Source organism: Micromonospora sp. NPDC005686 (assembly GCF_042871665.1).
GTDB lineage: Bacteria > Actinomycetota > Actinomycetes > Mycobacteriales > Micromonosporaceae > Micromonospora.
The window spans coordinates 569,612-582,820 of the sequence record NZ_JBIAIY010000001.1 but is presented as its reverse complement, the minus strand read 5'-3'; the positions used below and the strand labels follow the sequence as shown (position 1 = coordinate 582,820).

Below are 13,209 nucleotides of genomic sequence, written 5' to 3'. Positions count from 1 at the left end.
CCCCGGACGTGGAACACCATGGGCGTGACCTCCCCCGGGCCTGCCCATGGTGTTCCACCCGGGAACTCAGCGGATCAGCTCGACGGTGTTGCGCCGGACCAGGTTCTTGCCGGGTTCCCGGATCGCGTCCATGGCCGCCGTGTTCAGCAGCACGCAACTGCCCGACGGTCCGGTGACAGTCACCGTCACCGCCTTGCCGTTGTCCTGGTTCGTCACCCGCAGCCGGGTGCCCACCGGGAACTGACCGCTGGTGGCGGCCGGCGTACCGCCCTCGGCGAAGAACGTGATCGCGCCGGAGCAGACGCTGCCGCCGATCGGCTGCGCCGCGCCCGGCCGGGTCTCACCCGGCTGCGCGCCCGGCACCGGGGCGGCGGCACCGTCGAGGCGTTCCACCACGTTGCGGCGGATGACGTTCTTGCCCGGCTCGCGTACCAGGTCCATGGCGGCGGCGTTCAGCAGCACGCAGCTCCCGGACGGCCCGGCCACCGTCACCGTGGCCACCTTGCGGTTGTCCAGGTTCGTCACCCGCAGCCGGGTGCCCACCGGGAACCTGTCGCTCGTCGCGGCCGGCGGTCCGTCCTCGGCCGAGAAGGTCACCGAGCCGGCGCAGACTGATCGCGCGGCCGGCGCGGTGTCCGCGAAACCGAGTCCGGTCCCCACCGAGACCGCCACTGTCGCGGTCACCGCCACTGTCGCCGCCAGCACGTGCTTGCGCTGCACCCTCACGTTCTCTCCCGTCGTCGCTGTCGTTCGACGCGTGGTACGGACGGGAGGGCCGGACCGTTCGATCGGTCGACGGTCCACAACGGAACGTGACGCACCTGTGACGCTCCGGACGTCGTCGCCGATACGTGCCGCCGCGCCTTGGCGCTCGGGGGTGAGGTGGGTCACGATGGGCGGAAGGAGGCGCTGGTGGCTGACCCGTGGCTCGCCCTGGAGTTCGGCGTGGATCCGGCGGAGCGGATCGCGCAGGTCGGCGCCGCCCACGAGGCGTTCCTCGCCGCCGGCACCACCACCGGCGGGGTCCGGGAGGTGGTGGCCCGTTCCTGGAAGCGGTCCGCGCTGCTGGACCCGGAGGCCACGCCGCCTGTCGACCTCACCGACGGCGCGTTGGAGACCTACCGCGCCGCGCACCCGCTGGCCCGGGTGATGCCGCTGTTCCGTGACCTGCTCGGGGGCATCGCGCAGGACGGCGCGCACCTGATGGCCGTCTGCGACGCCGCCGGGCGGCTGCTCTGGGTGGAGGGCCACCCGGGGGTGCTGCGGCACGCCGAGCGGATGAACTTCGTGCCGGGTGCCCGCTGGGACGAGGCGCACGCCGGCACGAACGCGCCCGGCACCGCCCTCGCCGTCGACCACGGCGTGCAGATCTTCGCCACCGAACACTTCGTCCGGCCGGTGCAGCGCTGGACCTGCGCCGCCGCGCCGATCCACGACCCGGTCAGCGGCGCGCTGCTCGGGGCCGTCGACATCACCGGCGGGGACCACCTGGCCAACCCGCAGAGCCTCGCGCTGGTCCGGGCCACCGCCCGGGCCGCCGAGGCGTTCCTGGCCGGCGCCGCGCCCGCCGCGCCGGATGTGGCGTACGTGTCGGCGCTCGGCCGCGACGAGGCGGAACTGCGCGTCGGCGGCCGGCGCATCCGGCTCGGCCGGCGGCACAGCGAGTTGCTGGTGCTGCTCGTCGGCCATCCCGAGGGGCGCACCGGGGAACAGCTCGGCCTCGACCTGTACGGCGACGACAGGCGGCACCCGGTCACCCTGCGCGCCGAGCTGTCCCGGCTGCGCCGCGTGCTCGGCGAGGAACTGCTCGACTCCCGCCCGTACCGGCTGCGCCCGGCCGTGCGCGCCGACTTCCGTACCGTCACCGAACTGCTGGAACGTGGCGATCCGGCGGCGGCGCTGCGCGCGTACCCCGGGTCCCTGCTGCCCGGGTCGGACGCGCCGGGAGTCGCGCGGCTGCGCCGCCTGGTCGACGGCCAGTTGCGCGCCGCGGTGCTGGCCGGCGCCGACCCCGGCCTGCTGGTGGCCTGGACCGCGACAGCGGCCGGGTCCGACGACCTGGCCGCCTGGCAGGCCCTGGCGCGGGCGCTGCCGCCGGGCGCGCCGCGCCGGCCGCTCGCGTTCGCGCGGGCCCGCCAGCTCGCCGAGGAGTACGCGTTGCCGCGTGCAACGTTCCTGCAACGTCCCGGAAACTAGCCTGCCCGCCATCCACCCCAGACGGACGGCGAGGTACCCATGACGCGCTACGACGCCCCCACCCACTGGCAGTCCCGCTACGACCACTACATCGGCGGCGAGTACGTGAAGCCGCACGGTGGCAGGTACTTCGAGAACCCGACCCCGGTGACCGGGCAGACCTTCTGCGAGGTGGCCCGGGGCACCGCCGAGGACGTGGAGAAGGCGCTCGACGCGGCGCACGGCGCGGCCGGCGCGTGGGGCCGAACGTCGGTCGCCGAGCGGTCGCTGATCCTCAACCGGATCGCCGACCGGATGCAGGACAACCTGGAGTCCCTGGCGATCGCCGAGACGTGGGAGAACGGCAAGCCGGTACGCGAGACGCTGGCCGCCGACATCCCGCTCGCCATCGACCACTTCCGCTACTTCGCTGGGGCGATCCGGGCCCAGGAGGGCTCGCTCGGCGAACTCGACGACGACACCGTGGCCTACCACTTCCACGAGCCGCTGGGCGTGGTCGGGCAGATCATCCCGTGGAACTTCCCGATCCTGATGGCGGTGTGGAAGCTCGCCCCGGCGCTGGCCGCCGGCAACGCGGTGGTGCTCAAGCCCGCCGAGCAGACGCCCGCCTCGATTCACTACCTGCTCTCGCTGATCGGCGACCTGCTGCCGCCGGGCGTGCTGAACGTGGTGAACGGCTTCGGCGTCGAGGCGGGCAAGCCGCTGGCGTCCTCGCCGCGGGTGGCGAAGGTGGCGTTCACCGGCGAGACCACCACCGGGCGGCTGATCATGCAGTACGCCAGCGAGAACATCAGGCCGGTCACGCTGGAACTGGGCGGCAAGAGCCCGAACATCTTCTTCGACGACGTCAGCGCCGCCTCCGACGACTTCCTGGACAAGGCGCTCGAAGGCTTCACCATGTTCGCCCTCAACCAGGGCGAGGTGTGCACCTGCCCGTCCCGGGCGCTCATCCAGCGGGGCCACTACTCCGACTTCCTGGCCGCCGCCGTGGACCGGACCGGGCAGATCAAGCAGGGGCACCCGCTGGACACCGACACGATGGTCGGCGCGCAGGCGTCCAACGACCAGCTGGAAAAGATCCTGTCCTACCTGGACATCGGGCGGCAGGAGGGCGCGAAGGTGCTGACCGGCGGCGAGCGGTCCGACCTGGGCGGCGAGTTGTCCGGCGGCTACTACGTCCAGCCGACCATCTTCGAGGGCGACAACTCGATGCGGATCTTCCAGGAGGAGATCTTCGGCCCGGTGGTGTCGGTGACCTCCTTCGCCGACCTGGACGACGCCGTGAAGATCGCCAACGACACGCTGTACGGGCTCGGCGCGGGCGTGTGGACCCGGGACCTGACCACCGCGTACCGGGCCGGGCGGGCGATCCAGGCCGGCCGGGTGTGGACGAACTGCTATCACGCCTATCCGGCGCACGCCGCGTTCGGCGGCTACAAGCAGTCCGGCATCGGCCGGGAGAACCACAAGATGATGCTGGAGCACTACCAGCAGACCAAGAACCTGCTGGTCAGCTACTCGCCGAAGAAGCTGGGCTTCTTCTGATGGGCGACCCGGTGACAGTGACCCCCGCGGCGGCCGACCTGATCCGGTCGCTGCGGGGGCAGCACGGCCCGCTGATGTTCCACCAGTCCGGCGGCTGCTGCGACGGCAGCGCCCCGATGTGCTACCCGGCCGGCGAGTTCCGCACCGGCGGCTCGGACGTGCTGCTCGCCTCGCTCACGGTCGACGGGGTGCCCGAGCCGGTGGAGTTCTGGATGTCGAAGGCCCAGTGGGAGCTGTGGCAGCACACCCGGCTCACCGTCGACGTGGTGCCCGGCCGGGGCAGCGGCTTCTCCCTGGAGGCCCCGGAGGGCGTCCGCTTCCTCATCCGGTCCCACCTGAACCGCTGATCTGTCCGAGATCTTGCAGCTCCCGGGCATCGCGGCGGTGGGATGCTGACGCCGTCCACTTCGGAGTCGCGTCCCACCACCGCCCGACAGGAGCCCGCGCATGAACCCGGTCCGACAGCCAGTGCTCGCCGCCGGCCTCACCGCCCTGGCCACCGCCGCCACGCTCGGGCTCGCGCCGGGCGCCGCCGTGGCCGCCCCGGCGGCTTCCCCCAGCATCTCCGTCAACTGGTTCGGCGCGGCAGACGGGCGCGCGCACACCGCCACCGTCCGTGGCCGGTTCGACTGCGGCGCCGAGCGCGGCCTCGCGTACATCGAGGTGCACCTCGACCAGCGGCGCGGCTCGGTCACCGGTTTCGGATTCGGCGTGATCGGCGCGTGCACCGACGAGCGCACCGCCGGCACCTGGACCGCCACCATCCCCGCCGACCAGGGCAGATTCCGCCCCGGCCCGGCCACGGTGATCGCCCGCCTGGTGGTCGAGCCCAACTCCCTCACCGAGACCACCGAGCCCGTGCGCCTGCGCCCCCGCTGCGCCCGTCCCTGACCACGCCGACGGCCTCCGGTCAGGCTATCTGCCGGAGGTCGTCGCCGTAGTCGAAGATGATCCGCAGCCGGGCTCCGAGGGCGTTGGCGTACCGGCTCAGCGTGGCCACCTCGTTGACGTCGAGGTCGCCGTTCTCGATCTGGCTCACGCGGCCGGGCGTGACCCCCATGATCTCGGCGACCTGCCGCTGGGTGAGCCCCAGCCGCTTGCGCTCCTCGGCCAGGTGGAACGCGCTCACCCACGCGTCGGTCCGGGCGCGCTCCGCCTCGTACGCCTCGTCGTCGCCGCCGAGTTCGGCGCGGACCTCGTCCCAGTGATAGAACTCCGTCACGACTCCCCCCTTCGCTCGCGCTCGCTGTCGAGCCAAGCCTTGTAGGCAACCTCCGCCGCCGGGATGTGCTGCCGGTACCAGCGACTCCAGTTGCCCGCCTTGTTGCCGGCAACCAGGAGGACCGCCTGCGACCAGGGATCGAAGACGAACAGCACCCGGATCGCCACGTCCCGACCGGAGCGGGGCCGTAGCTCCTTCAGATTACGGAGACTGCTTCCGCGCAGCTTGTCCACCGCCACCCGAACGCTCTCGTACGACGCCGGGTCGTTGTCCCGCAGGTCGCGCAGCCAGTGCCGGACCTCTCCGGTCACCCGGATCGACCAGCGCTTCCCGTCCGCACCCACGCCCTGACTATAGCCCGAGCTAAACTCGGAGGGTAACGGTCAGCGGTCGTCCAACAGCGGCTGGGTGGGGTTCCACGGGGTGCCGGACTCCGCGTCGTGGCGGCGGCGGGCGATCGCTGACAGCGCCTCCAGCACCACCCGGTTGCCCAGGTACGCGGTGATGTCGGCGTGGTCGTACGGCGGGGCGACCTCGACCACGTCCAGCCCGACCACCGGCAGCTCGTAACAGACCCGGCGGACCGCGTCGAGCAGTTGCCGGGAGGTGAACCCGCCCGGCTCGGGTGTGCCGGTGCCGGGCGCCATTCCGGGGTCGACAACGTCCACGTCGACGGAGAGGAACACGCCCTCGCACTCGTCGGTCGCGATGCCGAACGCCTCGGTCAGGCAGGTGTCCAGCCCGCGCGCCACGATCTCGGTCATCTCGTACGAGCGCATCCGCTGCTCGGCCATCCACGCCAGCGTGTCCGGGCCGGGCCAGTAGCCGCGCAGCCCGATCTGGAGGAAGCGGTCGCCGCGCACCGCTCCGGAGGAGATGAGCCGCCGCATCGGCTGACCGTGCCCGTGCAGCGAGCCGAACTCCACGTCGCCGGTGTCGGCGTGCGCGTCGAAGTGCACCAGCGACACCCGGCCGAGCCCGTGGTGCCGGGCCACCCCCGTCGCGTCCGGCAGCGCGATGGAGTGGTCCCCGCCGAGCACCACCGGGATCGCCCCGGCGGAGGCGACCGCGTACACGGCGGTCTCCAGCGCGGCGAGCGAACGCTCGATGTCGCCGCCGAACATCTCCACGTCACCGGCGTCGTAGACGCACAGGTCCTGCAGAGCGTCCACACGCAGCGCCAGCGACGGACGGGAACCGTCGTGCGGCAGGTAGCAGGCCTGCCGGATGGCGGACGGGCCGAACCGGGTGCCGGGCCGGTGCGAGGTGCCGCCGTCGAACGGCGCCCCGATGATCACCACGTCCGCGTCGGCGTACGTGACCGGCTCCTCGACGGTGCACGGCGGCACGCCGAGGAACGTGATGTCGGGACCGTACATCGGGCCGTACCGGGTCATCGTTCCTCAATCCCCCACGGCGAACCGTAGCCGGTGAGCAGGTCCAGGAAGGGGGTCGGCGGGAACGCCTCCGGGCCGAGCACGCCCGTACCGGACCACGCGCCAGCGGCGAGCAGTTCCAGTGCGACGACCGGGTTCACCGCGGTCTGCCAGACCACCGCCTGGTGGCCGTACTCGGCCATCGACCACTCGTTGTCGACCACGTGGTACAGGTAGACGCGGCGCGGCCGTCCGTCCGGGCCGGTGCCGGTGACGTACGTGCCGGCGCAGGTCTTGCCACTCATCCGGTCGCCGAGCGTGGCCGGGTCGGGCAGCGCGGCGGCCACCAGGTCACGCGGCGACACCTCGACGCCGCGTACCCGCACCGGTTCGGTCGAGTCCAGCCCGAGCTTGTGCAGCGTGCGCAGCACCTCGATGAACTCGGCGCCGAGGCCGTACTTGAAGGTGACCCGCTTCGCCGGCACCCAGCGCGGGATGAGCAGCACCTCCTCGTGCTCGACGTTGACGCACTCGACCGGGCCGATGCCGGCCGGGAAGTCGAACACCTCCGGCTCGCTGAACGGTTCGGTGGTGAACCAGCCGCGCCCGGCCTCCCAGATCACCGGCGGGTTCAGGCACTCCTCGATGGTGGTCCAGATGGAGAACGAGGGCGCGAACTCGTACCCGGCGACTGTCAGGTTCGCGCCGTCGCGTACGCCGACCTCGTCGATCTCGGCGAACAGCTCGTCGGCGGCGTAGCGGGCGAAGACGTCGGACAGGCCCGGTTCGACGCCGATCCCGCAGAGCGCCAGCCGGCCGGCGTCGGCCCACCGCTGCCCGACGGCGAACTGCTCGTCGCCGAGCTTGACCCCGGTCTCGGTGTAGGGACGCTCGGGGTGCGGCCGGGACAGCGACATGGCCATGTCGAGGTAGTCGGCCCCGGCGGCGAACGCGCCGTCGAAGATCGGCATGACGAAGCGCGGGTCGACGGCGTTGAGGACGTGCGTGATCCGGTGCTCCCGGCACAGCGCGGCCACGGCGTCGGCGGAGGAGGCGTCGACCGTGGCCGCGACGAAACGGTCGCCGTGCCCGGCGACGGCCCGTGCCGAACGCGCCGGGTCGTGATCGGCGACCACCATGGTCTCGAAGAAGGAACGGCGGGCGGCGATGGATACGGCGGCGGAGCCGACGCCACCGGCGCCGACGAGCAGGATACGCATCAGGAGTCGAACCCCAGTCCAAGACGGTCGAGAGTACGGAGCCAGAGGTTGCGCCGACCGTCGTGCGCGTCGGCGCGGGCGAGCGACCAGCGGGTGAGGTTGATGCCGACGGACCGGACCGGTTCCGGCGGAAACGGCATCGGCTTGCGGCGCACCAGGTCGAGCCGGGTCAGCGGGGTGTCCTCGCCGGAGAGCAGGTCCAGCGTCACGCGGGCGCCGAACCGGGTCGCGCCGACGCCGAGCCCGGTGAACCCGGCCGCGTACGCCAGGCGCCCTTCGTAAGCGGTGCCGAAGAACGCGCAGAACCGGGTGCAGGTGTCGATGACGCCGCCCCAGCGGTGACTGAACCGCACGTCGGCGAGCTGCGGGAACGTGGTGAAGAAGTGCGACGCCAGCGTGTCGAAGGTGGCCTCGCGCTGCTCCAGCGCGGGCGCCACCCGGTTGCCGTAGTGGTAGATCGCGTCGTAGCCGCCGAACAGGATCCGGTTGTCGGCGGTGAGCCGGTAGTAGTGGAACTGGTTGCCGGTGTCGGCGAGCCCCTGCCGGTGCCGCCAGCCGATCGCGTCGCGCTGCGCCCCGGTCAGCGGCTCGGTCATCAGCGCGTAGTCGTAGACCGGCACGACCCAGGAGCGCAGCCGGCGCAGCAGCGGCGGGAACGCGTTCGTGGCGAGCACGACCTGCCGCGCCCGTACCGCGCCGGGTGCCGCGTCCGCGCCGCCCGCCGTGGTGGCGCGCAACCCGGCGCCGTCGCGGGCCAGCCCGGTGACGCGGGTGTGCTCGTGCACGCGTACGCCCAGGTCGAGCGCGGCCCGGCGCAGTCCCCAGGCGAGCTTCGCCGGGTCGAGCAGGGCCACCCGGTCGGTGTCCCACATCCCGCCCAGGTACGTCGGCGAGGCCACCTCGGCGCGTACCTCGTCCCGGTCGAGCAGCCGCACCTCGTGGCCGTACCGGCGGGCCAGTTCGGCGTCGGCGGCGAGCCCGTCGAGCTGGTACGGCTCGACCGCCACGGCCAGCTCGCCGGTCCGTTCGAAGTCGCAGTCGATGTCGTACTTCGCCACCGTGGCGGCGATGGCGTCCAGGTTCTCCCGGCCCAGCCGTTCCAGCTCGGCGATCTCGCCGGGGAACCGTTCGGCGCCGTTGGCGAGCCCGTGGGTCAGCGACGCGGCGCAGAAACCGCCGTTGCGCCCGGACGCCGCCCAGCCGCACGTGCCCGCGTCGACGAGCAGCACGTCGCGGTCCGGGTCGGCCTCCTTGGCCAGCAGCGCGGTCCACAGCCCGGCGTATCCGCCGCCGACCACCAGCAGGTCGGCGGCCTGCGACCCGGACAGCGGCGGCAGCGGGTCGGGGCGAACCGGGCGGTCCAGCCAGTACGACGCGGGCGCGGCGTCGGCCAGCGCCCGGCCGGTAGGCGGCGGTGTCATGGCTTCCCCGCCGGTGTGGCGACCACCGCGAGGGCGGCCCGCCGGGCCCGCCGCCCGCGCAGCGAGGTGGCCCCGACCAGCAGCAACGCGATCACGAACATGGCCGTGCCGATCACGTTCACCTGCGGCGGGATGCCGCGCTGGGAGGCGCCCCAGACGTACATCGGGAACGTGACAGTGGTGCCGGCGTTGAAGTTCGTGATGATGAAGTCGTCGAAGCTGAGCGAGAACGCCAGCAGCGACGCGGCCATGATGCCGGGCAGCACGAGCGGAAGCGTGATCCGGCGGAACGTCTGCCACTCGCTGGCGTACAGGTCCATGGCGGCCTCCTCCAGCCGCCGGTCCATGCCGGCGAGCCGGGCCTTCACGGTGACCACGACGAACGACAGGCAGAACATGACGTGCGCGATGACGATGGTCCAGAAGCCCTGCGGCACCCCGGCGGCGACGAACAGGGCGAGCAGCGAGGTGCCCATCACCAGTTCCGGGGTGGCCATCGGCAGGAAGATCAGCCCGTTGAGCCCGGACCGGCCGCGGAAGGTGTGCCGGACCAGCGCGAACGCCATCAGCGTGCCGAGGATGGTGGCGGCGACGGTGGCGATCAGGCCGATCTGCATGCTGCGCACCACGGCGTCGCACATGTCCGAGGTGACGCAGGGCTGCTTCCAGTTGTCGAGCGTGAACTCGTTGAAGTCGTAGGAGAGCCGGCTGGAGGGCCGGTTGAAGGAGAGACCGGCGACCACCATGATCGGCAGCGTCAGGTAGCCGAGGACGAGCAGGGCCACACCCATCACCCACCGGTCGGCGAGCCACCGTCGCACTCTCACAGGACCTCCTCCGTGCCGGCCCGGCGCAGGTAGACGAAGACGATCGCCAGGATCGCGGCCATCAGCAGGAACGACAGCGCCGCGCCCTGCGGGTAGTCCAGCCGGACCAGGAACGCCGAGTCGATGACGTTGCCGATCATGTACTCGTTCGGGGTGCCGAGCAGCTCGGCGTTGATGTAGTCACCGGTGGCCGGGATGAAGAACAGCAGCGTGCCGGCGATCAGGCCGGGCATCGACAGCGGCAGCGTCACCTTGGCGAACGCGCGCGCCGGGCTCGCGTACAGGTCACTCGCCGCCTCCAGCAGCCGGGGGTCGAGCCGCTCCAGGCTCGCGTACAGCGGCAGCACCAGGAACGGCAGGAAGTTGTACGTCAGACCGAGCACCACGGCGATCGGGGTGGCCAGCAGCCGGCCGTCCGACCCGAGCAGGTGCACGTCGCGCAGCAGCCCGACCAGCGCGCCGTTGTCCGACAGGATGGTCTTCCAGGCCAGCGTGCGCACCAGGAAGCTGGTGAACATCGGTGCCACCACCGCCACCAGCAGCAGGTTCTTCCACCGGCCGGCCTTCTGCGCGATCGCGTACGCCAGCGGGTAGCCCATCAGCAGCGCGAGCACCAGCGCGATGGCCGAGTAGAGGAAGGACCGGGAGAATTGCGGCCAGTAGGCCTGCAACGCGTCCGGGTAGTTGCTGAACGCCCAGGTCATGGCGTACCCGGTGGAGAGCGACCCGGCCGGGTCGTAGAGGCTGGCCGACGCGAGCTGCACCAGCGGAAGCGCGAAGAAGACGAGCAGCCAGACCGCGCCGGGCAGCAGCAACAGGTACGGCAGGAGGCGGCTGCGCCGCACCGGCGGCGGCGCCGGTTTCCCGGCGGAGGCCGGTACGTGGGCCAGCGCGCTCATGCCGCCACTCCGCTTCGCTCCGTGCCGTCATGAGGCACCTTCGCGCTGAGCCTGCCGATTCGCTCGCTGCGCGCGCTCATGGCAGCGCACCAACCGGCGGCTCGTCGAGCAGCGGCGCGGTCTGGTCGTCCTCACCGGCGGCCCGGGGCAGCAGGAACGCGTGCCGCGGATCCCAGTGCGCGGTCACCGCCGCGCCGACCGGCAGCTGACCGCCCAGCCCGCTGTTCGCGGCGAACGCGGTCAGCTCGCTGCCCCACGCGGTGCGCACCAGGTACTGGGTGCTCACCCCGACGTAGGAGGCGTCGGTGACGACGCCGCCGACGTGCTGGTGCCCGGCCGGCACCCGGTCCGGGCCGTCGGCCAGGTGCAGCTTCTCCGGACGTACGCCGAGGAAGGCCGGACCGTCGGTGAGCCGGGCCCGGCCGGCGGGCACCGAGAAGCGCGCGCCGTGCGCCGTGACCAGCACGTCGCCGGCGGCACGGCCGCCGGCTTCGGCGGCGAGCAGGTTGGACTGGCCGAGGAAGTTCGCCACGAACGCGGTGGCCGGGTATTCGTAGATGTCGGCGGGCGCGCCCAGTTGCTCGATCCGGCCGGCGTTCATCACCGCGACCGTGTCGGCCATCGTCATGGCCTCCTCCTGGTCGTGGGTGACGTGCACGAACGTGATGCCGACCTCGGTCTGGATCCGCTTCAGCTCGATCTGCATCTGCCGGCGCAGCTTGAGGTCGAGCGCGCCGAGCGGCTCGTCGAGCAGCAGCACCTGCGGGTGGTTGATGAGCGCCCGGGCAAGCGCGACGCGCTGCTGCTGGCCGCCGGAGAGCTGGGCCGGGCGACGCCGGCCGTACCCTTCGAGCTGCACCAGCGCGAGCATCCGCTCCACCTGGTCGCCGACCTTGCGGATGCCGCGGCGGCGCAGCCCGAACGCCACGTTCTCGTGGATGTCCAGGTGCGGGAAGAGGGCGTAGCTCTGGAAGACGGTGTTCACCGGCCGCTTGTACGGCCGCAGCCCGGCGATGTCCTCCTCGCCCAGCAGCACCTTTCCGCTCGTGGGCTGCTCCAGCCCGGCGATCATCCGCAGTGTGGTGGTCTTGCCGCAGCCGGACGCGCCGAGCAGGGCGAAGAACGAGCCCTGCGGGATGGTGAGGGTGAGGTCGTCGACGGCGGTGAAGACGCCGAAGCGCTTGGTCAGGTCGACCAGCCGCAGGTCACCGGCCGGGGTCTGCTGCCCCTTCACGCGCCGATCACCTGCTGGAACTTGGTCTCGTACTCCTTCTCCTGCGCTTCGTCGAGCGCCATGAAGACCTTGGCCTTGGACAGCATCGCGTCGTCCGGGAAGATCAGCGGGTTGGCCGCCAGGGCCGGGTCGATCTTCTCCATCTCGGCCTGCGCGCCCTGCACCGGGCAGATGTAGTTGACGTACGCGGCCAGCTTCGCCGCCACCGCCGGGTCGTAGTAGTGGTTCATCAACGCCTCGGCGTTGGCCTTGTGAGTGGCCTTGTTCGGCACCAGCATGTTGTCCGACCAGAGCATCACGCCGGACTCGGGCACCACGAACTTGATCTTCTCGTCGTCGAAGCCGAGCTGGACCACGTCGCCGGACCAGCCGATGCACGCGGCGATGTCGCCCTTGGCCAGGTCGGGCGCGTAGTCGTTGCCGGTGAAGCGCCGGATCTGCTTGCTGTCCACGGCCTTCTTGAGCTTGTTCAGCGCGTCGTCGAACTGGGCCGACGTGAACTTGGCCGGGTCGTGTCCGAGCGACTGGAGCAGCAGGCCGATGGTGTCGCGCATCTCCGACAGCACCGTCACCTTGCCCTTGAGATCGGGGCGGGTGAGCAGCTCGTCGACGGTGCGGATCTCCTTGGTGACGTTCGCGTTGTACGCGAGCCCGGCCAGCCCGGACTGCCACGGGACGGCGAGCTGGGTCTCGGCGTCGAAGGAGCGACCGCGCAGCGACTGCAGCAGGTTCGCCTCGACGTTGGGCATCTTCGACCTGTCCAGCTTCTGCACCCAGCCGAGGCGGATCACCCGGGCGGCCATCCAGTCGGTGAGCACCATGATGTCCCGGCCGGTGCTCTGACACCCGGCGAGCTGGTTGCGCACCTTGCCGAAGAACTCGTTGTTGTCGTTGACGTCCTCGGTGTACGTCACCTGGATGCCGGAGGCGGCGACGAAGGCGTCGAGCGTCGGGCGCTTCGACTCGTCCTTGTCGTCGGTGTCCATGTACTGCGGCCAGTTCGAGAAGGCGACCTTCTTCTCGGTGGCGGACAGGTCCTCGCTCTTGCATCCGGCTTCGGTCTGCTGGGCGCCCTTGGTCCCGCAGCCGGCCAGGGTGCCCGCGGTGGCGAGCAGTGCGGCCGAGCCGACGGTCCCGGTGAGCAGACCACGCCGGGTGAGGGGCCGGAGGGGACTACGCATGTGACGACTCCTTGGGGGGCATCGTCGGCGGCGGGACGGAGGGGGCGCGCCGGCGGGAGGGTCAGTGGCGATGGACGACTGATCCTGA

Annotated in this window: 14 protein-coding genes; 4 read left to right on the top strand and 10 right to left on the bottom strand. The window is 71.7% G+C overall.

Features of this window, described 5'->3' with window-relative positions; all coding sequences use genetic code 11:
* Positions 1-66: 66 nt before the first annotated feature.
* Positions 67-726 (bottom strand): hypothetical protein, encoded by a 660-nt coding sequence (locus tag ACFYON_RS02680; protein ID WP_354865067.1) that lies wholly within the window; start codon positions 724-726, stop codon positions 67-69.
* A 186-nt stretch (positions 727-912) separates the two neighbouring features.
* Here ACFYON_RS02680 and ACFYON_RS02675 point away from each other — a divergent pair, with 186 nt between their 5' ends.
* The 4 genes from ACFYON_RS02675 (at position 913) to ACFYON_RS02660 (ending at position 4,632) form a co-directional block, all read left to right on the top strand.
* Positions 913-2,196 carry a transcriptional regulator gene (locus ACFYON_RS02675; RefSeq protein WP_354865065.1) on the top strand — a complete coding sequence of 428 codons (1,284 nt, stop codon included), beginning with the start codon at positions 913-915 and terminating at the stop codon, positions 2,194-2,196.
* 39 nt (positions 2,197-2,235) lie between these two features.
* A complete protein-coding gene (gene adh, locus ACFYON_RS02670; protein ID WP_354865063.1) occupies positions 2,236-3,741 on the top strand; it encodes an aldehyde dehydrogenase in 1,506 nt (501 codons plus the stop codon).
* The gene (locus tag ACFYON_RS02665; protein WP_354865061.1) at positions 3,741-4,088 is read left to right on the top strand and encodes a DUF779 domain-containing protein; all 348 of its coding nucleotides are present in this window, start codon (positions 3,741-3,743) and stop codon (positions 4,086-4,088) included. The genes adh and ACFYON_RS02665 overlap by 1 nt, the downstream gene beginning before the upstream one ends.
* Before the next feature lie 100 nt (positions 4,089-4,188).
* Positions 4,189-4,632 carry a hypothetical protein gene (locus ACFYON_RS02660; protein WP_354865059.1) on the top strand — a complete coding sequence of 148 codons (444 nt, stop codon included), beginning with the start codon at positions 4,189-4,191 and terminating at the stop codon, positions 4,630-4,632.
* A gap of 19 nt (positions 4,633-4,651) precedes the next feature.
* On the opposite strand, the gene ACFYON_RS02655 is transcribed toward ACFYON_RS02660, so the two are convergent.
* The 9 genes from ACFYON_RS02655 to ACFYON_RS02615 all read right to left on the bottom strand — a co-directional run bounded on the left by ACFYON_RS02655 (position 4,652) and on the right by ACFYON_RS02615 (position 13,121).
* Complete coding sequence (locus ACFYON_RS02655) at positions 4,652-4,963, bottom strand: helix-turn-helix domain-containing protein (protein ID WP_013284175.1); 312 nt, start codon at positions 4,961-4,963, stop codon at positions 4,652-4,654.
* Positions 4,960-5,307, bottom strand: a complete 348-nt coding sequence (locus tag ACFYON_RS02650) for a type II toxin-antitoxin system RelE/ParE family toxin (RefSeq protein ID WP_354865057.1) — start codon at positions 5,305-5,307, stop codon at positions 4,960-4,962. The genes ACFYON_RS02655 and ACFYON_RS02650 overlap by 4 nt, the downstream gene beginning before the upstream one ends.
* A gap of 39 nt (positions 5,308-5,346) precedes the next feature.
* Entirely contained in the window at positions 5,347-6,360 is a 1,014-nt protein-coding gene (gene speB, locus ACFYON_RS02645) for an agmatinase (RefSeq protein ID WP_355094087.1), read from the bottom strand.
* Positions 6,357-7,559 carry a saccharopine dehydrogenase C-terminal domain-containing protein gene (locus ACFYON_RS02640; protein ID WP_354865053.1) on the bottom strand — a complete coding sequence of 401 codons (1,203 nt, stop codon included), beginning with the start codon at positions 7,557-7,559 and terminating at the stop codon, positions 6,357-6,359. The genes speB and ACFYON_RS02640 overlap by 4 nt, the downstream gene beginning before the upstream one ends.
* The gene (locus tag ACFYON_RS02635) at positions 7,559-8,980 is read right to left on the bottom strand and encodes an FAD-dependent oxidoreductase (protein WP_354865051.1); all 1,422 of its coding nucleotides are present in this window, start codon (positions 8,978-8,980) and stop codon (positions 7,559-7,561) included. The genes ACFYON_RS02640 and ACFYON_RS02635 overlap by 1 nt, the downstream gene beginning before the upstream one ends.
* Complete coding sequence (locus tag ACFYON_RS02630) at positions 8,977-9,807, bottom strand: ABC transporter permease (RefSeq protein WP_354865049.1); 831 nt, start codon at positions 9,805-9,807, stop codon at positions 8,977-8,979. Before ACFYON_RS02630 ends, ACFYON_RS02635 begins: the two co-directional genes overlap by 4 nt.
* Positions 9,804-10,706: an ABC transporter permease gene (locus tag ACFYON_RS02625; protein ID WP_354865047.1), complete on the bottom strand. Its 903-nt coding sequence runs from the start codon at positions 10,704-10,706 to the stop codon at positions 9,804-9,806. Before ACFYON_RS02625 ends, ACFYON_RS02630 begins: the two co-directional genes overlap by 4 nt.
* A gap of 76 nt (positions 10,707-10,782) precedes the next feature.
* Positions 10,783-11,940: an ABC transporter ATP-binding protein gene (locus tag ACFYON_RS02620; protein ID WP_354865045.1), complete on the bottom strand. Its 1,158-nt coding sequence runs from the start codon at positions 11,938-11,940 to the stop codon at positions 10,783-10,785.
* Complete coding sequence (locus ACFYON_RS02615; protein WP_354865043.1) at positions 11,937-13,121, bottom strand: spermidine/putrescine ABC transporter substrate-binding protein; 1,185 nt, start codon at positions 13,119-13,121, stop codon at positions 11,937-11,939. Before ACFYON_RS02615 ends, ACFYON_RS02620 begins: the two co-directional genes overlap by 4 nt.
* Between the last annotated feature and the right edge of the window lie 88 nt (positions 13,122-13,209).

What these genes read in the sequence shown, in the direction of transcription:
- ACFYON_RS02625 (WP_354865047.1), bottom strand. Translation starts at nt 10,706, where the DNA reads ATGAGCGCGCTGGCCCACGTACCGGCCTCCGCCGGGAAACCGGCGCCG.
- ACFYON_RS02660 (WP_354865059.1), top strand. Translation starts at nt 4,189, where the DNA reads ATGAACCCGGTCCGACAGCCAGTGCTCGCCGCCGGCCTCACCGCCCTG.
- ACFYON_RS02635 (WP_354865051.1), bottom strand. Translation starts at nt 8,980, where the DNA reads ATGACACCGCCGCCTACCGGCCGGGCGCTGGCCGACGCCGCGCCCGCG.
- speB (WP_355094087.1), bottom strand. Translation starts at nt 6,360, where the DNA reads ATGACCCGGTACGGCCCGATGTACGGTCCCGACATCACGTTCCTCGGC.
- ACFYON_RS02665 (WP_354865061.1), top strand. Translation starts at nt 3,741, where the DNA reads ATGGGCGACCCGGTGACAGTGACCCCCGCGGCGGCCGACCTGATCCGG.
- adh (WP_354865063.1), top strand. Translation starts at nt 2,236, where the DNA reads ATGACGCGCTACGACGCCCCCACCCACTGGCAGTCCCGCTACGACCAC.
- ACFYON_RS02640 (WP_354865053.1), bottom strand. Translation starts at nt 7,559, where the DNA reads ATGCGTATCCTGCTCGTCGGCGCCGGTGGCGTCGGCTCCGCCGCCGTA.
- ACFYON_RS02615 (WP_354865043.1), bottom strand. Translation starts at nt 13,121, where the DNA reads ATGCGTAGTCCCCTCCGGCCCCTCACCCGGCGTGGTCTGCTCACCGGG.